This window comes from Streptomyces nanhaiensis (genome assembly GCF_046614825.1).
Taxonomy (GTDB): Bacteria; Actinomycetota; Actinomycetes; order Streptomycetales; family Streptomycetaceae; genus Streptomyces; species Streptomyces radiopugnans.
In genome coordinates, this window is record NZ_JBKJFM010000129.1 from 1 (window position 1) to 18092 (window position 18092).

The following is an 18092-nucleotide window of genomic DNA, read 5'->3' on the forward strand; positions in this document are numbered from 1 at the left end:
GGGCCGCGGCGGCGAACTCGGCGGCGGCCGCGACCAGCGGCGGCGCGCCGGCCGGCTCAGCGGTCGCCGACACGGGTCCGGTCCGGCGCGTCGGCGCCGGTCTTGCGGAGGACGAACCCGGTGAGCCGGCGCGCGGTCCGGAAGCTGTCCAGGTCGAGGTCCTCCACCTCCACCGTGAGGTCGAAGCGCTGCTCGACGTAGGTGACCAGTTCCAGCGCGAACAGCGAGTCGACCAGGCCGAGTTCGAAGTAGTCGTCGTCGGGGCCGATCGGCCGGCGCAGTGCGTCGGTCAGGAACCGGGTGATCTCCCCGGTGATCCCCTCGGCGGTTTCCCCGGTGGTTTCCCCGGTGCCGTGGCTCATGCGATGCCCTCCCGGCCCTGCTGCGGACCTATCTCGACCAGCAGCGCGCTCCAGGCCGCCACCGGGCTGACGTTGACGAGAACCGCGCGGTCGCCCTCGACGAGGTCCTTGCCCGCAAGGGCTGTGTCGAGGTTGAGGAAGACGTCGTTCGGGCCGAGGTGGCCGAAGCGGCGGAGGTTCTCCCGGCAGGACGGCAGCAGCCCGGTCTCCAGGGTCTCCTCCGTGAAGGCCAGTCCGCCCGCCGACAGGTTCTGGCTGATGTAGCCGGCGACGTCGGCGCGGGTGAGGCCGTTGCGGGACAGCAGCTCGTCCACCAGCGCGCCGAGCCGGTTCCTGGTCTCCATGGCCAGCCGGAACGAGTAGCCGGGCAGGTCCCGGCACTCCTCTCTCCACCGCGCGGTGGGCCGGTCGCGGTACTCCAGGCGGAAGAGGTCCCAGTACCGGCCGTCGGTGTGCTGCACGAGGTCGAGCAGCCGTATCGGCGCGGCGGGGTGCGGGCGGGTCACCAGCAGCGCCTGGCCGCCGTCGCCGTTGACGGTCACCGGGTGCCGGTAGCGGGCCCCGCCCGCCGGCTTGCTGCCGTGCGCGACCAGCACGTGGCCGATGGACGGATCGGCGGCCAGCAGGCCGCGCGCCGTGAACAGGGCCGGGGCGACGGACACGCAGCCGAGGCCTCCGACCGTGAAGGTCGTCGCCGCGTCGGCGCCCAGCGCGTGCTGGAGCCTCGTCGCGTCCGAGCTGATCAGGGTCTCCGGGGCACGCGGCTCGATCACGATGAGCGCCCCGAGGGACGCGGCAGGCACCCCCGCACGGTCCAGCGCGGCGCGGGCGGCGCGCTCGGCCAGGTCGTAGGAGGTCAGGCCGTCGTCCACCAGGACCGTGTCGATGCCGAGGTTGAGGCAGGTGAGCCGGTCCGCCTCAGCCAGACCGGCCAACTCGGGGAGTTCGGCGACGGCGTGTGTGCGGTCCGGCAGGTACCGACCGACCGCTTCGACCGCGACGGGCGCCGCGGTGTGGAGCGTGACTTCAGCGCTCATGTGCGCTCCCACCCGTTCAAGGCTCGGACGGCTGAACACTACCGCGCTACACGTTATTACGTAAGTACGTAATTCTAGGTCTCAGATGGGTACTGGTCTGCAATGCTGAGTCCCACCCACCAGCCCCCACGGAAGGCACCCATGTTGCAGACCCTCTGGAAGCGCCACGGCCTGGTGATGGCCGCAGGCGCCGTGTGCGTCCTCGTCAACGGCCAGGGCATCGGGCCGCTGTGGCTCACCGGAATCGCCCTGCTGGGGGTCGGCATGCTGATGCGGCGGGCGATGACCCGCGCACAGCGTCCGCCGCGCGACGAGGCCCCGCCGGTCGCCCTCGACGCCCCCGTGGAGGGCCGCTGGATGGCGCGCAACGGGCCCGCCACCAAGGTCCCAAGCCACACTCACAACCTCGCGCAGACCTACGCCATCGACATGGCGCGCAGGCCGGCGCCGGAACCCGTGTGGCTCTGGCCGGTGGCGCGGCGCCCCGAGTCCTACCCGTCCTTCGGCGAGCCGGTCCTCGCCCCGGCGGACGGCCGGGTGGTGGCCGCCTCCGACGGGCAGCGCGACCACCTCTCGCGTTCCTCGCTGGCCGGACTGTTCTACGTGCTCGCGGAGGGCTTCGTGCGCTCCCTCGGCCTTCCCCGCCACCTGCTGGGCAACCATCTCGTCATCGACCTGGGCGACGGGGTCCACGCGGTCTTCGCCCACCTGCGGCGCGGCTCGCTGAAGGTGGCCGTGGGCGACCGGGTGACGGCCGGCCGCCCGCTGGCCGAATGCGGCAACTCGGGCAACTCCGCCGAGCCCCACCTGCACTTCCAGCTCATGGACGGCCCCGACATCACCTCCGCCCGCGGCCTGCGCTTCGCCTGGCACTACCGGGACGACGAAGGCCGGGAGCACCGGGGCGTGCCCGAGGACAACACCCACTTCACCCCGGTGCGGGCCGCGGCGGCCGACCGGACGGACCCCTACGCCGCGCCGTAGCCGGGTTCGAGCACGAAGCAGACCCGGCGGACGCGGCCGTCGGGGGCGAACTCGCCGAAGGCGTAGACCTCCTGGTGCTTCTTCGGGTTCCCGCCCCGGCTGGTGGTGTAGCGGGCCGCGAAGCGGTTGCCCTCCCGCAGCGTCTCGTGCACCTCCACCGGGTAGCTGTGCTTCCGCTTACGTCCGTCCTCCAGTGCCTTCAGCACACCGGAGCGCTGCATCACCTTCCCCCCGACCTGGTGCACCGCGTCCGGGGTGTGGAAACGGTCATGGGCCTCGGTGACCGGCACCTCCGGGTCGTAGCCGGCGGCGTAGTAGGCCCGCAGGTAGTGGGCGGGGTCCTGGGCCGGCGTCGGCTCGGCCCCGTCGGCCGGCGGCGGCGCCGGAGCGGTGCCCGGCGCGGGGCGGGCCGCGTCGTCCGACGGAGCGTTCCCGCCGTGCCCGGCCCAGCTGGGCCGGCTGGAGGAGAAGGCGTCGGACCGGGCCACCCGCCCGTCCTCGGCCATCTCGACGAACACGGCCGCGTCCGTGGCGCTGTGGAACTTCCCCGCCATGGGCGTGCTGACGGTGTACCGGGCGGCGGCCCTGTTCCCCTCCACCACCAGCTCGTGGAGGTACAGCTCGTACGGCGCGTCGAGGGAGCGCCGGGAGCGGAGGCTGCGCATGTTCTTCTTCCGGTCCCAGATCCGGCCGTTGACCCGGTGGGGGCCGTCGGGCAGGTGATAGCGCTCCCACACCTCCTCCACCGGGTCGTCCCCGTCGATGGCGTCGGAGTGGTAGGCGCGGAGGTAGCCGACGAAGTCCTCCGCGGAGGTGGGGCGGTGCGAAGTGCTCATGACACTCTCCCTGTTCTCTCTGTGGGGATGGCTCCACCCCCGGGGCCCAGGGGCGGCGCGGTGTTGATGCGGAACTCCCTGCGGAGGACGGCCCGAGCCGCGTGGTGGCCGCACATGCCGTGCACGCTGGGGCCGGGCGGCGTCGACGCGGAGCACAGGTACACCCCGGGCAGGGGGGTGCGGTACGGGTTCCAGGCGGGCACCGGCCGGAACACGGACTGCGTGAGCGTGATGGCCCCCGCTCCGATGTCCCCGCCGGGATAGTTCGGGTTGTACGTCTCGTAGTCGGCCGCCGAGATCCCGCGAGCCGCGACGACCGTGTCGGAGAAGCCGGGTGCGTACCGCTCGATGCGGCGGGTGATCAGCGGCACCGGGTCCCGGGTGTCGCCGTTGGGCACGTGGGCGTAGGCCCACACCGGGCGGCGGCCCCCCACGGCGCGGCCGGGGTCGGTCACGGCCGGGTCGACCAGCAGCACGAACGGCTCCTCGGTGGCCTCGCCCCGGACGGCCGCGCGCTCAGCCGCCAGCATCTCGGCGCGGGTGCCGCCCAGGTGCACGGTTCCGGCCCGCCCCACCTCGGGATCGGCCCACGGGACGGGTTCGCTGACGAGGAAGTCGGCCTTCGCGGCTCCCGGTCCGTAGCCGAAGCGCTCCAGCGCCCGGCGGTAGCCCGACGGCAGCCGGTCGCCGGCCAGCTCCAGCAGGCCGCGCGGGGTGGTGTCCAGCATGACCACCCGGGCGTCCAGCTGCGCGAGGTCGGTGATCCGGTGGCCCGTGTGCAGCACCCCGCCGTGCACCCGCAGGTCGTCGGCCAGGGCCTGCGCGATGCGGGCGCTGCCGCCCTCCGGCAGCGGCCAGCCGGTCGCGTGCGCCAGGTGCCCCAGCAGCAGCGCGATGGCGCCGGAGGGGAAGCTGGGCAGCCGCCCCACCGCGTGTGCCGCGACCCCGGTGAGCAGTGCGCGGGCCGCCTCGGTGCGCAGCCCGTCACCCCGCAGGAGGTGCCCGAGCACGCGCGGACCGAGCAGCAGCGGGACGGCGGGGTCGCGCGGCAGGGACCGCTGGCCGGACAGCAGGAAGTCGGTCACTCCCGTACTGTGCCGCACCAGCGGTGCCATCAACCGCCGCCAGCGCCGCCCGTCCGGGCCGAGCCGTTCGCAGGTCTCCTCGAGATCGCGGTGGGCGAGCGCGGCGCCGTCGTCCAGCGGATGCGCGTAGGGGACCTGCGGCTGCAGCATCCGGACGCCGCGGGACTCGAGGTCGAACTCGCGGAAGAACGCCGACGCGGCCGCCATCGGGTGCACGGCCGCGCAGACGTCGTGCCGCACCCCGGAGTCGAACAGGGCCTCGCCGCGCAGACCGCCGCCGATGGTGCCGGCCTGCTCGTGGACGTGCACGGTCAGGCCGGCACGCGCCAGGGTGACGGCGGCGGCCAGGCCGTTCGGCCCGCTGCCGACGACGGCGATGTCGGCACGCGTCATGCAAGCACACCCTCGGCGGCGGACTGCCGGCCGGCGAGCCTGCGGTACACCTCGTCGTTCTCCATGAGCTCCTGGTGGGTGCCGACCGCCCGCACCCGTCCCTCCTCCATCACGATGATGCGGTCGGCCCGCACGATGGTGGACAGGCGGTGCGCGATGGCCAGCACGGCGCACTCGCGGGCGGCTTCCGTGATCGCGTCGCGCAGCGCCGCCTCGGTGTCGCTGTCCAGATGCGCGGTGACCTCGTCCAGCAGGATCACCTCCGGCCGCTGCAGCAGCGTGCGGGCGATGGCGAGGCGCTGCCGCTGGCCGCCGGACAGTCCCGCGCCGCGCTCGCCGAGTTCGGTGCCGAGCCCGTCGGGCAGTTCGGCGACGAAGCCGTCCAGGCTGGCCAGCCGCAGCGCGCGGGCGATCTCGGCGTCGTCGGCGTCGGGGTTGGCGTACGTCAGGTTCTCCCGGATCGTGCCGCGCAGCAGCGGAGCGTCCTGCTCCACGTAGCCGACCATCGAACGCAGTTCGGCCAGCCGGAGGCCGGCGACGTCCCGGCCCGCGATCCGGACCGTGCCGGCGTCGGGGTGGTGGAAGCGCTCGATGAGCTGGAACAGCGTCGTCTTGCCCGCGCCGGAGGAACCGACGATCGCGGTCAGACCGCGGTCAGGCACGGTGAACGAGACGCCCCTGAGCACCGGGACGCCCTCCTGGTAGGAGAAGTCGACGCCCTCGAAACCGACTGCGGGCACCGCCTCCCCGGCAGGCTCCCGCTCCCGGGAGGTCCCGGACTTTGCCGTCCCGGGCCCGGCGTCCTCCTCCTGCTCCTCCTGCTCCTCCTGCGGGATCGACCCCAGCTCCGTCACCCGCTGGACGGCGGCGCGGCCCTGCTGGATCTGACCGATCGACATGAAGAGCATCACCAGCGGCGCCACCAGGTAGAAGAGGTACATCACGAACGACGTGAGGTCGGCGGGCGACAGCGATCCGGTGGCCACCCGGGCCATTCCCCAGGAGATGACGACGGCCAGCGAGAGCTGCGTGCCGACGTTCATCGTCGGGGTGAGCAGCGCGCTGAGCCCGGCGACCCGGATCCCGCTGCGCCGCGCCCGGTTGGCCAGCCGCGCCAGTTCCCCGGTCTCCCGCTCCTCGGCGCGTGAGGCCTTGACCGTGGTGATCGCGCCGAGCACCCGCTGCAGACCCGAGCCGAACGCGCCGATGTCCTCACGGTTCTGCAGGGCGGCGACGCGCACCCGGCGTGCCAGCAGCAGTGCGATGGCACTGGCCAGTCCGAGGCAGCCGGCCGTGGTGAGCAGCAGTTTCCAGTCGAGCCTGGCCATCAGCACCACACTGCCGACCACCATGAACACGGAGGTGATCACCTGGGCCAGCGCCTGCGCGATGATCAGACACGCCACGGAGGTGTCGGAGACGGTGCGCGTGAAGACGTCACCGTGTTCCAGGCGCGAGAAGTAGGGGACCTGACTGCGCAGCAGGCGACCGCCCAGGACACGCCGGGCGTCGAACGCGATGTTCTCGCCGGCCCGGCCGATCGCGTAGGCGTGCCCCGCGCCCAGCGCCGCGTCCGCGACGAAGAACAGCGCGATGAGCGTGATGGGCCAGGCGATCCCCTTGTCCAGGGACACCGCCTCGATCAACCGGCCCAGCATCCACGGCTGGGCGAGCGTGGCCGCCGCGCCGAGCAGTCCCATGCCGACGCCGGCGATCAGCAGGGCCTTGTGGCGGCGGACTATCTCCCTGAGGTTCATGCCGGCTTGGTGTAGGACGTGATGAACAGACCGGCCTCGGGCACGTAGTCGGTCCGCTGCCAGTCGCTGTACCGGCCCTCGGGCTGCAACCCGGCGGCCCGCGCGTAGTCGTCCACCTCGTCGGGGGTGAGCAGCCGCACGGTCTCGGTGCCGATGCGGTGGGTGCCGTCCGACTCGAACCACACGGTGGAAACGTGCCAGAGCTGGTTCTCCATCAGGAGCGTGGCATGCATCTGGATGCCGGTGTTCGGCTCCGGGTAGGGCACGAACATCGTGGTGCGCGCCAGGCCCTGGTGCTGGGCCACGATGCCCGGGCGGTTGTGCGTCTCGATCAGCAGCCGGCCGCCGGGCCGCAGGTGCTCGGCCGCACGGGCGACGGCCTCCCGGTGTCCTTCGGGGTCGAGGATCAGCGCGAGCGTGGAGCAGACGCAGTAGACCAGGCCGTACAGGCGGTCGCCGCGGTAGGTACGGATGTCCCCCAGCTCGGCGACCACCTCCCCCTGATCGGCCTTCTTCTCCAGTGCCGCCAGCATCTCCTGCGAGGAGTCCACACCGGTGACCGGACCGACGCGGTGCGACAGCGGCAGTGCGATCCGGCCGGTGCCGACGCCGAGTTCCAAGGTGCCCCGGGCGGGATCCGGGTGGAATCCCGCCAGGGCCTCGACGGTGGCCCGGGTGGCGGCGTCGTCCTGGAAGACACGGTCGTACCAGCCCTCGAACTGTTTGCCGTAGCCGATGTCCGCGATCGTCATGGTTCTCCGTTTCTCTGTGGGTGGCGGTCCCCGCGGCGGGGTGCCGGTCTCAGGCGGCCTGCAGGAAGGCCGGGGTGACGGGGTCCATCGCCTGGTAGGTGGAGACGTAGAGGACCTCCGGCTCCTCGCTGTCGTCGTGGCCGGCGGCGCGGACCACGGCGAACTGGAAACCACGCACGTCGGAAACGTTCGGCGAGTCCCTGATCTGCTTCCTGATGAATTCGGCCAGGACCCGGAAGGGCGGCGAACCGGTCGGGTCCTCCCCCTTGGAGATGTTCTTGAGAATGGCGCTGCAGATGTCGAACACGGCCTTCTCGGTCCGGCGGGAAGAGAACCAGAACGCCTGGCTCATCTTGCGGTTCTGGATCAGTTCGAGTTCGATCCAGGCGGATGTCTCACGGTTCTCGTCGAGGGTCCGGTAAAGGTAGTGGTAGTCGTGTGTCGCGGGGTTCGGCGCGAAGAACTTCCAGTTCGGCACGAGGGAGAACAGGTCCTTCTCCCGCGCGCGCTCGAAGGCCGCGTTCGGGTGCTGCGCCGCCAGCGTCGTCACCAGCAGGGCCGCGCCCGCGAGACGTGTCACGGCACCGGGGCCGGTGAAGGCGTCCTTGATGAATGCGGTGGGGTTCACTTCTGCTCGTCCTCCTTCTCGGGCTTCCCCTGCTTCGCGGGGAGTCTCCCGGCCGGGGCCGTGGCGTCCGCCGCGGTCCGCGGCATGCAGTGCTCTTCCACGAAGGCCGCCATCAGGTCCGCGGCGGTACGCGCGTGACGCGCGTTGGTCAGGATCGAGTCGTGCCCCGCGCGCTCCACGACGGTGACCTCGCCGTGCCGGCCGGCCGCCTGGTGGGAGCGGGCGATGTCGTGGTACATCAGCAGCTGTTCCGGATCGATGTCCACGGTCACCTGCGCGGCGACGACCAGGCCCGGGGCGGGCACCGGCGCCAGCTCGCCGTCGTAGTTCTCGAACTCACGGCGGACCACCTCCCACTCCCGCTCCGCGGCCGTCCACAGCCGCGAGTCGGTGTAGAGGGAGAACACCTTCTCCCGGTAGGGGTAGGGCAGGTCGTCCACCCAGCGGGGACGCCCGATCAGCGCGCCGCAGCCCAGCCTCGTCCAGCGCGCCATGTCCTTGATGGAGCCGGTGAACAGCTCGCTGCCCTTCTTCTGCTTGCCCGACCGCACGAGCTGCCCCGGGTGCGTGGGATCGAGGTAGATCACACCGGCCAGCCGGTCGCCGAGCCGCTCCGCGGCCCGCCGGTTCAGGTCCGCGCCCAGCGAGTGCCCGACGAGCACCACCTTGCGGTCCTCCGGCAGGGCGTGGCGGATCAGGTCCTCCAGGTCGTCCACGGACTCCTGCAGGCTGTAGGGGGCGTCCTTCACCCGGCGGCTGGGGCCGTAGCCGGCGCGGGAGTAGGTCACCACGGGCTGGCCGGAGTCGAACGCCAGCCGCTCGACCATCCACGCGAAGTGCTCGGAGGTCGAGGCGAGGCCGTGGTTGAAGACGAGGACCGGGCGGTCGGCGATGTCGCGGCCACCGGTGTCGTACTGCAGCACGTTGCCGCACCGGGTGGTGACGGTGCGGGACATCGGCCACCCCTCCACGGCCCGGGCGCGCCGCTGGGTGGCCAGCACGGCCGCTCCCGCGACGCCGCCGGCCAGCAGCGCCAGCGCGGTCTTGACCATCCGGTCGTCCCGGCCGGCCACCGCCGGGAGCGTCCGCGGCGCGGTCGTGTAGGCGATCATGGGGTGCATCGCGGGGAAGGCGGTCATGAACCGGCCCAGTCCCATGACGAAGGCGTTGGCGACGTGGAAGCTGCCGGCCGCACCGATCATCGGCCGGGTCAGCCGCCCGCCGGCCAGGTAGACGACCGGGAAGAGGCACTCCATGGCCAGGACCCCGTGCTGCAGGACCTTGCTGGACCGGGGGTAGCGCTGGGTCAGCCGGTAGGCGCGCTCGAAGCCGTAGGTGCGGGTCCGCATCACGCCGGGCAGGGCCGAGCCGTCCCGCCACTTGGTCCCCGCCAGTTTCGTCCAGCCGGACGCCGCGTAGGACATGTTGGCCTGGAGCGCCAGGTACCACATCAGGGCGTCCTTGACCTGCGGGCTGTTCGACAGCCGGGCCAGGCCGGTGACCGCCTGCACCTGTGTGGCGACCTGGTCGGAGCCGTCCGTGCCGTAGCGGTGGCGGGCCTGCAGGAGCGTGGTGGTGGCTCCGAGGTACAGGTTGCCCGCGGCCCGCCACTTGCCGTTCCCCGGCATGAGCATCCCCAGGCTGCAGGCCACGCGCGTCGCGTGCAGGGCCAGGGTGGTGCGCCTGCCGCTCACGGCGTTGGTGAGCTTCTGGATGGCGGGGACCCTGCTCTCCGGGGTCTGCTTCATGATCTCCCAGTCGTTGAGACCACCCGGACCCAGATTCCGATGCTGGTGAAGATATTCCAGGGAAGAAGAGAGACTGGAGAGAGCGGCGAGGCGTTCCGAAACACCTATGGCGCGGTCCCTGGAAATCGGAATCGGTGAGAACAGCGAAGAAGAGATCTTCTTTAGGATCTTCATGCCGAGGCTTTCCTCTGCGTCGAGCCAGCCGAGGGTAGGGTTACGAGGGCTGCCGGGCCGCGATTCCGCCGCGGCCCGGCAGCTCTCTCAGCTCCCGGAGGACAGCCCCCGGAAGTTTCCTTCAGAAGCCCGTGGGGCCTCCGAACAGATGCCACTCACTCAGTGGCGGGACGGCTCAGCCGGCGGTGCGACCGGCCTCGTACGCCTGGACGGTGACCCACGCGGCGGCGGCACCGCCGGCGAAACCCACGCCGAAGGCGACCAGACCCGGGGTGGCCTGGATGGGCATCACCGCGCCGAACTCACCGTGGACCTCGTCCGTCAGCTCCTCGGGGGTGACGGCGACGACGCTCTCAACGATCTTGCTCATTCCACTCTCCTTCGGGAATCGACTGTCGTACGACAGGTCAGCCGACGATGCGGCCGGTGACGTAGGCGCCCACCACGGAGCCGGCGCCGACGACGGCACCGCCGACGTACCAGCAGGTGGCGACGGCACCCGGGGTGGCCAGGACCGGGCCCGGGTTGTCGTCCTGGTAGCCCTGCTCCAGCGGGCCGAAGTCCTGCTCGTTCATGAAGGCGGCGACCTTCTGCTCCATTTCTTTCCTCCTGTTTCTCAGGCTCACAAGGGAAAACACTCGGGGTTTTGCGTGGTGGTACGTCCGAACCGATTGAACGGGTCCGGCCATGCCCGGCGGGTACCACCGGGCAAGTCTTGGGGGAGACACGGCTCCCGGCATTCCGCGGAATGCATCGGGGCAGGCCTGTCCTGCGGACGCTACGCGCGTCACGCAAGGGAACGGAAAAGCCTTTTCACCAGTACAGGTCAGCCGATCGGCGAGGGCCCCGGGAAAGCTTCCCCCGCCTACCAGAAATGAAACACATCACCGTCGGAAATGGAATACCCTGCGAAATGCGCGCCGGGCGTCCACTCGGCGCCGACCCTCGGCAGGAGGCCGCATGCACATGCGGCAGTCCACGAACCGTGAGGCCGGCTGAACAGTCAGGTTGGAGATCACCGCGAGCCGAGGCGGCACTCGCCCGCCGTCAAGCGAATCGGTGGATCACAGAGAAGAAGGGCCGTCCGACAGCACGCCCAAGAGCCCGTTTAAGGGATTCTCGCCCACTTTCGGCGGGATGGTCGGTCCCGTCCGGTGAACTAATGCCGGCGCAGACAAGGCTCTGCCACCGGGACTGGCTTTCTGCATGTTTCCCCCTGGCTTTTTCCATATGCCCGCTTTGCGGACGCGAGGATCAACCACCGCCCCTACTGGTCAGGAAGGGGCCGCGACATGCTTGCCCACCGGAGTATACACATGCGACACGGGAGAACCAGGGGGCGAAGAAAAATTCTCGATCCCCCTTCCCCGCGGAAAAGATCATGACACCGCTTCGCCGCGCACCGGCCATTCTGGATCCATTTTCGACCGCTCCACACCGAAGGCGATTATCGGAGCCAATATCCATCATCTTCGTTCGAACCCCTCAAATGCGAATGGAGAAGATTTTTGCGCTATGCCCACCTTGCCGGACTCTGTCGCCCGTCGGCGGCGCGCCCTCCCGGCCCGCGAGACGGCCGGCGCCGCCGGGTGACGGGCGTCACGTCGCAGGTCACGGCCGCCTTCCGGGAAGATGAGCGGATGCGCGTGCTCTTCGTCGGCGACTCCATGACCATCGGCAGCGCCGGGGAGCACACCTGGCGCCACCGCATGTGGCGGCACCTGGAGCGCACCTGCGGGCCGCACGGCACCGCGTACGAGATCGTCGGCCCGCGCGACGCGCTGTACGACAAGGCCGCCGACGCCCCGGTCTCCCACGACTACGCCGACCCCGCCTTCCCCGCCGCCGCCCGCCGCCACCTCGCCGGCTGGGGCGAGGGCTGGCTGCACATGGCGCCGGTGATAGGCGGCGCGGTGCGCGAGCACCGCGCCGACACCCTGCTGGTCTTCCTGGGCCTGATCGACCTCGGCTTCTACACCGGCTCCGACGCCACCGCCGCCAACGTCCGCCGCTTCGTCGCCGAGGCCCGTTCCGCCGAGCCGCGGGTACGGATGGCGCTGCTGCCGGTGATCCCCAACACACGGGCGCGGCACGACGCCTTCTTCGCCGCCGAGTGCAAGCGCTTCAACGGGCTGCTGGCCCGGGCCGCGGCCGAGCTGTCCACTCCCTCCTCGCCGCTGCTGACGGCCGTGCCGCCGCACGACTGGGACCCGGCCCGCGACACCTACGACGGCACCCACCCCACCGCCTCCGGCGAGCACCGCATCGCCGCGGCCTTCGCCGGCGCGCTGCACCGGGCGTGGGGCGTGGGCGGCCCGTACGGCGCGGGCGCGGTGGGGGCCCAGCCGGGTGCGCCCCGCGCCCGCCGGGCCGAGCCGGCCACCGTGGAACACTGAATTCCGCTCCCCTTCGCCCCGGAATCCCCCGGCAGCGGCGAAGAGTTTTCCGGAGGTTTCCGGAAGGTCGCCGCGGCGGACGGCGAAAAACAGGCAAGCGTGACTCCGGAATGATGACGGACATACACCGGAGCTCCGGAATGCCTGTTTCAACCGCGACCGAAAAAGGCACCGGATCCGGACATCCCCCTGCGAACACGGGCTTACGGCAACGGTGTTCAGCGCGCTGGACGCGCTCTCAGCCGACCGTGCACACCCACCGGAGTGGCTGAAAAAAGACGGTGTTTGGCTCAATAAACAGTCCTCCCTCCCACGGCTGTACTGAAACCATCTCGGCGCCACCGGCACTTCGGCGGAGAATCCCCGACGGGATTCCGGCGGCACCGTCCTGTCAATACGCAACGGGGGGTATCCAGATGACCGATTCCGCTTCAATCTCCTTTTCCGAGCCATCTGCCCTTCCGCTGACCACGCCTCTGGTGTGCGACCCGCGGCAGCCCCGCGAGAAGGCGTGGGAGGCGGACGCCGTCGAGCGGTTCCGCAAGCGCATGCTCGACGAGAGCGCCCTCTTCCCGTGCGTCTTCGGCGTGGACGCGCTGCGCAAGGCCACCCTGCGCTTCTCGTTCCTGGAACGGGGGGACGGCCTCGCCCGGCGGCTCGCGGCGGCACTCGGCGACTTCGTCGCCCTCGCTCCCGAACTGGGCCGCAGAACCTCCCTGGTGGCGTTCTTCGAGACCACCGACGAGGACCGCGCCCGCGACGTGGAGGGCTTCCGCACCCTGGTGTGGGACCTGCTCCAGGGGGTGCACGACCTGGACACCACCCCCTGGCCGGCGGACATCCCGCCGGACACCGAGGACCCCGAGTGGGAGTTCGTCTTCGCCGGGATGCCGATGTTCGTCGTCGCCAACACCCCGGCCCACCGCAGACGCAACAGCCGCTACTTCGAGGACCTCGCGATCACCTTCCAGCCCCGCTTCGTCTTCGACGACATCTCCGAGGACTCCAGGCAGGGACGCAACGCCCGTACCATCATCCGCGGCCGCCTGGCCGCCTACGACGACGTCCCCGCCAGTCCGCTCCTGGGCAGTTACGGCAAGCCGGGCAACCTGGAGTGGGCCCAGTACTTCCTGGACGACGACAACACGCCTCACGACCGGGGGACGCGCTGCCCCCTGCACGTCAGGCACGAAGCACAGCACGCCGACAACGCCTAGGAGACCGCCGCATGAGCCCCCGATTCGACAGCCGCACGGCCCCCGCCGTCCCGGCCGACCTCACCGAACTCCTGCCGCACCAGGGCAGCTTCGAGCTGCAGAACGACCAGCCGGGCAAGGTCCACAACTGGCATCACCACAGTCTGGACGAGGAGTTGTTCATACTGCGGGGCAGCGCCCTGCTCTTCTGGGACGCGGCGGGCGCCTACCAGGAGCGCGACTGCCCGGCGGGCACCTGGATCACGCTGCCCGCCGGTACCGTGCACGGCTCGCTGGCCGGCCCGGAGGGCGCGGTCTACATGATCCGCCCGCGTGACGGCCGTACGGCCGAGACCACGTTCCTGGCCGACGGCGAGCACCCGCACCCCACCCCGGTCGCACGGGAATCCGCGGCGTGACCGGTTCGCACGGCACGAAGGCCGCGGGCGGGGCGGCCGGGGGCGCGGACGCCGGGCCCCCCACGCGGATGGCGGGCCATCTGCGCCTGCCCGGGGCCGTGGCGCTGGCCATCACCATCGTGGTGGGCAGCGGCGCCCTCGTCTCACCCGGCATCGCCTACCACCAGACCGGCCAGGCCGCCCTCTACGCCTGGCTCGTGGCCGCCGCCGTCACCGTCCCGCTGCTGATCGTCTTCGCCCGGCTGGGCGCGGACCTGCCCGGCGCCGGGGGCGTCGCCGGCTTCGTCCAGGCCGGGTTCGGCCGCTCCTGGGCGGCCGGCGTGGAGGTCATGCTCCTGGGCACCTTCGGCCTCGGCATCCCGGCCATCGCCCTGACCGGCGGCTTCTACTTCCAGCAGATCCCCGGTCTGCACGGGGTCCCGGCCTGGGCGGCGGCGATCGGACTGCTGGCGCTGGCCGGCCTGTCGGTGGCGATCGGCGGATCGGTGTCGTCGCGCATCCAGATCGTCCTGGCGCTGCTCATGACGGCCGGACTGCTCGCGGCGGCGGTGCTCGGCCTGTCCGGCGGCGATCCCGTGGAGCACCTGCCGCCGGCCCGGCCGGAGGAGCTCGCGCTGGGCGTGGCGGCGCTGGGAGCGGTGTTCTTCGCGTTCACCGGCTGGGAGATGCTCTCCTTCACCACCGAGGAGTACGCCAACCCGCGCAGGGACTTCCCCCGGGTGGTGGTCATCAGCTTCCTCGTCGTCACGACCCTCTACGTCCTGCTGGCGTGGGCGGTCCAGACGCGGCTGGCGGAGGACGACCCCAAGGCGGCCTCCTCCCCGATCCACGCCGTGGTGTCGGCCGCCGCCCCGAACCTGGCCTGGGTGGTGTCGGTGCTGGGCGTGGTGATCATCGCCGCCAATCTGGTGGGCGCGGTGTGGGCCGCCTCCCGGCTGGTGATGTCCAGTGCCCGCGAGGGGCTGCTGCCGCGTCCCCTGGCCAGGCTGAGCCGGTCGGCCGGCACGCCCCCGCGCAACGCGGTGGCGGTGTGCGTCGCGGTCTTCAGCCTGATGGCACTGGCGACGGCGTCCGACCTGCTGTCGCTGTCGGACCTGCTGACCGTCGCGGGGCAGAACTTCTTCCTGCTCTACCTGTTCTCCGCGGTCGTCTACGCACGGCTCAAGGCCGGCGCCCCCAGGGTGTTCGGAATCGCCATCGCCGTACTGCTGGGGCTGCTGGCGCTGACCTTCGGCGTCCTCCAGCTCGGGTACGCGCTGGCCCTGCTGGTGATCGGCTGGGCCCTGTCGCGGCGGGGCGGGAACCGGCGGGAGGCCGCACCGGGGAGCTGACGGCCGTGCCGCCCGGGCGCCGGTTCGGCGGTGCCCGGGCGGCACGGCAGTATGCCCGGGACGAAGCGGGGTCCGCACCCGGTGAGGGCACGGGGTCCCGCCGGCGCCGGTCCGTCCGCACCGAGACTCCACGAGACGCCACGAGACTCCACGAGAGAGGCAGCCTTGAACGTCCTGCTTTCCGCATCGGCCCGCGACCTGGGGCTGCGCCACCCCCGGGTGTGGTCCCTGAAGTCCGGCCGGCCCCTGCTGTCCGGGACCGGTATCGGCGCCGGGGAGGCCGCGGCGTTCGGCGGCGGCGAGCACCCGCCCGGGTACCGGGAGCTGCTGGCGGCGCTGGGCCACCCCGGCACGGTCCCGGCCGGGGAGAGGCTGCGGCGCACCGTGGCCGAGCGCGGCTGGCGCTCCCACGGGCCCGTCGTCGACGCCGTCAACGCCGCCACCATGGAGCACGGCGGCGGCATCGGCCTGCACCGGGCGGACGACACCGGGGGCGCGCGGATGCTCATCACCCGCGCCCCCGCCGGACTGCGCATGGTCCCCGCCTTCTCGGACCGCTCCAGGCCCGTTCCCGAGGGGGACCTGGTCTACGGGCTCCACGGCGGCCGGGACGGCGATGAGCTGCGGCCCATGGCCTGGCTGGGGCGCCGCGACTGCGACAGCGCCGACTTCCAGCTCCTCGACGACACCACCGAGGCGGTGATGGTCGTCCTGGGCTGCCCCGGCACCGGCGCCGGCCACACCGCGGAGGCGGGCGGAACCGTCCTGGAGCTGCTCGCCCGTCTGCGGCCCGACATCACCGCCACCGAACTCGTCGTCGCCGACGCGCCCTGACGGCGCGGGCCCGCCGCGCGGGGTCCGGCCCTTCGGTCGTGCCGCACCGGGGCCGGACCCCGCGCGGCGGTTTCCGGAGGTCGGGTGCTCCGGCCGTGCCGCTCTTGCTTCGAGCCCACTCCAGCACGTTGGCTGGTACCCATGAAGTACACGCAGCTCGGACGCACCGGTCTCAAGGTCAGCCGCCTGGTCCTCGGCACGATGAACTTCGGTCCGCAGACCGAGGAGGCCGACAGCCACGCCATCATGGACGCCGCGCTCGACGCGGGCGTCAACTTCTTCGACACCGCCAACGTCTACGGCTGGGGCGAGAACAAGGGCCGCACCGAGGAGATCATCGGCAACTGGTTCGCCAAGGGCGGCGACCGCCGCGACAAGGTCGTCCTCGCCACCAAGGTGTACGGCAACATGGCGGCCACGGACGGCGACGTCTGGCCCAACCACGACAAGCTGTCCGCGGTGAACATCCGCCGCGCCGTGGACGCCAGCCTGAAGCGGCTGCGCACCGACCACATCGACCTCTACCAGTTCCACCACGTCGACCGGAACACGCCGTGGGAGGAGATCTGGCAGGCGATGGACGTCCTGGTCCAGCAGGGCAAGATCCTCTACGTCGGGTCGTCCAACTTCGCCGGCTGGCACATCGCCCGGGCCAACGAGGCCGCCGCCCGTACCGGCCGCCTCGGCCTGGTCAGCGAGCAGTGCAAGTACAGCCTCGTCGAGCGCCGCGCCGAGATGGAGGTCATCCCGGCGGCGCGCGGCTACGGCCTCGGCGTCATCCCGTGGTCCCCGCTGGGCGGGGGCCTGCTGGGCGGCGTGCTCCGCAAGGAGCGGGAGAACCCCGAGCGCCGTTCGTCGCAGGCGCTGGCGAACAACCCCGGACTGCGCGACCAGGTCCAGGCGTACGAGGACCTGCTGGACAAGCACGGTCTGGAGCCCGGCGAGGTGGCCCTGGCCTGGCACCTGGCCCAGCCAGGCATCACCGGCCCGATCATCGGCCCGCGCACGCGCGAGCAGCTCGACTCGGCGCTGCGCGCGGTGGAGCTGGAGCTGAGCGAGGAGCTGCTGGCCTCGCTGGACGAGATCTTCCCCGGCCCCGGGCCGTCCCCGGAGGCGTTCGCCTGGTGACGCTCCGGGCGGCGAGCCCGGTGACGCGCCCGGTGCGCCCGCACTGTGCGGGCGCCTGACGCCCACGGCCGTCCGCCCCGCCGCCCGGCGGGGCGGACGGCCGTCCTCCGTGGCGGCCGGGAGGCCGTTCGTACGATCGCACCGCCGCCCGGGCGGCCCTCTCAGCCGATGAGGGCCGCCAGCATCACCACGGCGAGCATGAGCACCAGGGCCCCGCTGACGATGCGGGTACGGGTCTTCGGGTCCACGCCCCAACGGTAGCCCGCCCGGCCGGGAGCCCTTCGGCGGCCCGGTCTGCGGCCCGTCGGCGACCCGTCAGTGGCCCTTCGGCGGCCCGTCAGTGGCCCAGCGGCCAGGCCGCCAGCGTCTCGTAGCGGGGATGCTCCCCGGGCACCCCGGAGCGGGGCAGCCGGCTGCGTACGAGGGTCAGCTCCTCCGCCCGCCAGGGGCTTCCCGCGAAGTCCTCCAGGGCCGCCGCCAGGGGGCGCAGGTCCGGGCCCGGCCCTCGGCGGCCGGCGCGGGCCAGGGTCAGATGCGGCTTGTAGGGGCGGTCGTCGGTCGGCACCCCGGCCCGGTTGACGCCCGCGGTGACGGAGTCGGCCAGCCGCCGCAGCGGCTCGCGGCCGTCGTCCACCCCGGCCCACAGCACCCGGTCGCCGAACCGGCCGCCCCCGGCCAGCCGCACCTCGAAGGGGTGGTGGCGGTGGGCGGCGCGCTCCAGGCGCTCGCACAGCGCGGGCAGCAGGTCGTCGTCCACCTCGCCCAGGAAGGCGAGTGTGAAGTGCCAGCCCTCGGGGAGGGCCCAGCGCAGCCGGTCCGCGCCGGGCAGTCCCCTCAGCCGCTCCACCTCCCCGGCCAGTTCCGCGACGGCGGGGGGCGGCGGCAGCACGGCGGTGAAAAGCCTCATGGGAGGAGTCTCACGCGGGCGGGCCGCTCACGCGAGCACGTCCCTGCGGTGGTCCCGGTCCTCGCCCGGCGCGGAGGCCGGGGCGCTGGGCGGCGCGGCGGCCGGGGCGGCGGCGGGGGCGGTGC

The 18092-nt window shown here is 72.1% G+C and carries 18 protein-coding genes; 7 read left to right on the top strand and 11 right to left on the bottom strand.

All coding sequences use genetic code 11. The features are described from left to right. Nucleotides 1-56: 56 nt before the first annotated feature. Together ACLIYP_RS23215 and ACLIYP_RS23220 are read right to left on the bottom strand one after the other, a co-directional pair. Nucleotides 57-362 carry an acyl carrier protein gene (locus ACLIYP_RS23215; protein ID WP_412715060.1) on the bottom strand — a complete coding sequence of 102 codons (306 nt, stop codon included), beginning with the start codon at nucleotides 360-362 and terminating at the stop codon, nucleotides 57-59. Beyond that, a complete protein-coding gene (locus ACLIYP_RS23220) occupies nucleotides 359-1399 on the bottom strand; it encodes a 3-oxoacyl-ACP synthase (protein ID WP_412715061.1) in 1041 nt (346 codons plus the stop codon). The genes ACLIYP_RS23215 and ACLIYP_RS23220 overlap by 4 nt, the downstream gene beginning before the upstream one ends. 141 nt (nucleotides 1400-1540) lie before the next feature. On the opposite strand from ACLIYP_RS23220, the gene ACLIYP_RS23225 reads away from it, so the two are divergent. After that, nucleotides 1541-2383 carry a M23 family metallopeptidase gene (locus tag ACLIYP_RS23225; protein WP_412715062.1) on the top strand — a complete coding sequence of 281 codons (843 nt, stop codon included), beginning with the start codon at nucleotides 1541-1543 and terminating at the stop codon, nucleotides 2381-2383. Here ACLIYP_RS23225 and ACLIYP_RS23230 read toward each other — a convergent pair. The 8 genes from ACLIYP_RS23230 to ACLIYP_RS23265 all read right to left on the bottom strand — a co-directional run bounded on the left by ACLIYP_RS23230 (nucleotide 2368) and on the right by ACLIYP_RS23265 (nucleotide 10355). Beyond that, nucleotides 2368-3219, bottom strand: a complete 852-nt coding sequence (locus tag ACLIYP_RS23230) for a nuclear transport factor 2 family protein (protein ID WP_412715063.1) — start codon at nucleotides 3217-3219, stop codon at nucleotides 2368-2370. The two genes, ACLIYP_RS23225 and ACLIYP_RS23230, sit on opposite strands and share 16 nt — an antisense overlap. Continuing rightward, the gene (locus ACLIYP_RS23235; RefSeq protein WP_412715064.1) at nucleotides 3216-4697 is read right to left on the bottom strand and encodes a phytoene desaturase family protein; all 1482 of its coding nucleotides are present in this window, start codon (nucleotides 4695-4697) and stop codon (nucleotides 3216-3218) included. The genes ACLIYP_RS23230 and ACLIYP_RS23235 overlap by 4 nt, the downstream gene beginning before the upstream one ends. Then, entirely contained in the window at nucleotides 4694-6454 is a 1761-nt protein-coding gene (locus tag ACLIYP_RS23240; RefSeq protein ID WP_412715065.1) for an ABC transporter ATP-binding protein, read from the bottom strand. Before ACLIYP_RS23240 ends, ACLIYP_RS23235 begins: the two co-directional genes overlap by 4 nt. Then, entirely contained in the window at nucleotides 6451-7206 is a 756-nt protein-coding gene (locus tag ACLIYP_RS23245) for a class I SAM-dependent methyltransferase (protein ID WP_412715066.1), read from the bottom strand. Before ACLIYP_RS23245 ends, ACLIYP_RS23240 begins: the two co-directional genes overlap by 4 nt. Nucleotides 7207-7255: 49 nt before the next feature. After that, a complete protein-coding gene (locus tag ACLIYP_RS23250; RefSeq protein ID WP_412715067.1) occupies nucleotides 7256-7834 on the bottom strand; it encodes a hypothetical protein in 579 nt (192 codons plus the stop codon). Beyond that, nucleotides 7831-9582 carry an alpha/beta fold hydrolase gene (locus tag ACLIYP_RS23255; protein WP_412715068.1) on the bottom strand — a complete coding sequence of 584 codons (1752 nt, stop codon included), beginning with the start codon at nucleotides 9580-9582 and terminating at the stop codon, nucleotides 7831-7833. Before ACLIYP_RS23255 ends, ACLIYP_RS23250 begins: the two co-directional genes overlap by 4 nt. 349 nt (nucleotides 9583-9931) lie before the next feature. Then, entirely contained in the window at nucleotides 9932-10126 is a 195-nt protein-coding gene (locus tag ACLIYP_RS23260; RefSeq protein ID WP_412715069.1) for a hypothetical protein, read from the bottom strand. 37 nt (nucleotides 10127-10163) lie between these two features. Next, complete coding sequence (locus ACLIYP_RS23265; protein WP_412715070.1) at nucleotides 10164-10355, bottom strand: hypothetical protein; 192 nt, start codon at nucleotides 10353-10355, stop codon at nucleotides 10164-10166. Between the two features lie 1041 nt (nucleotides 10356-11396). Here ACLIYP_RS23265 and ACLIYP_RS23270 point away from each other — a divergent pair. The 6 genes from ACLIYP_RS23270 to ACLIYP_RS23295 all read left to right on the top strand — a co-directional run bounded on the left by ACLIYP_RS23270 (nucleotide 11397) and on the right by ACLIYP_RS23295 (nucleotide 17060). Further along, the gene (locus ACLIYP_RS23270) at nucleotides 11397-12152 is read left to right on the top strand and encodes a GDSL-type esterase/lipase family protein (RefSeq protein ID WP_412715071.1); all 756 of its coding nucleotides are present in this window, start codon (nucleotides 11397-11399) and stop codon (nucleotides 12150-12152) included. A 479-nt stretch (nucleotides 12153-12631) separates the two neighbouring features. Then, nucleotides 12632-13369 (top strand): YqcI/YcgG family protein, encoded by a 738-nt coding sequence (locus ACLIYP_RS23275; protein WP_412715072.1) that lies wholly within the window; start codon nucleotides 12632-12634, stop codon nucleotides 13367-13369. An 11-nt stretch (nucleotides 13370-13380) separates the two neighbouring features. Next, the gene (locus tag ACLIYP_RS23280) at nucleotides 13381-13767 is read left to right on the top strand and encodes a hypothetical protein (RefSeq protein WP_412715073.1); all 387 of its coding nucleotides are present in this window, start codon (nucleotides 13381-13383) and stop codon (nucleotides 13765-13767) included. Continuing rightward, nucleotides 13764-15098, top strand: coding sequence for an APC family permease (locus ACLIYP_RS23285; RefSeq protein ID WP_412715074.1), 1335 nt, complete (start codon nucleotides 13764-13766; stop codon nucleotides 15096-15098). Before ACLIYP_RS23280 ends, ACLIYP_RS23285 begins: the two co-directional genes overlap by 4 nt. Nucleotides 15099-15263: 165 nt before the next feature. Beyond that, nucleotides 15264-15932, top strand: coding sequence for a hypothetical protein (locus ACLIYP_RS23290; protein WP_412715075.1), 669 nt, complete (start codon nucleotides 15264-15266; stop codon nucleotides 15930-15932). Between the two features lie 141 nt (nucleotides 15933-16073). After that, the gene (locus ACLIYP_RS23295) at nucleotides 16074-17060 is read left to right on the top strand and encodes an aldo/keto reductase (protein WP_093658978.1); all 987 of its coding nucleotides are present in this window, start codon (nucleotides 16074-16076) and stop codon (nucleotides 17058-17060) included. A 337-nt stretch (nucleotides 17061-17397) separates the two neighbouring features. On the opposite strand, the gene thpR is transcribed toward ACLIYP_RS23295, so the two are convergent. Beyond that, nucleotides 17398-17967 carry an RNA 2',3'-cyclic phosphodiesterase gene (gene thpR, locus ACLIYP_RS23300; RefSeq protein ID WP_412715076.1) on the bottom strand — a complete coding sequence of 190 codons (570 nt, stop codon included), beginning with the start codon at nucleotides 17965-17967 and terminating at the stop codon, nucleotides 17398-17400. Nucleotides 17968-18092: the final 125 nt, after the last annotated feature.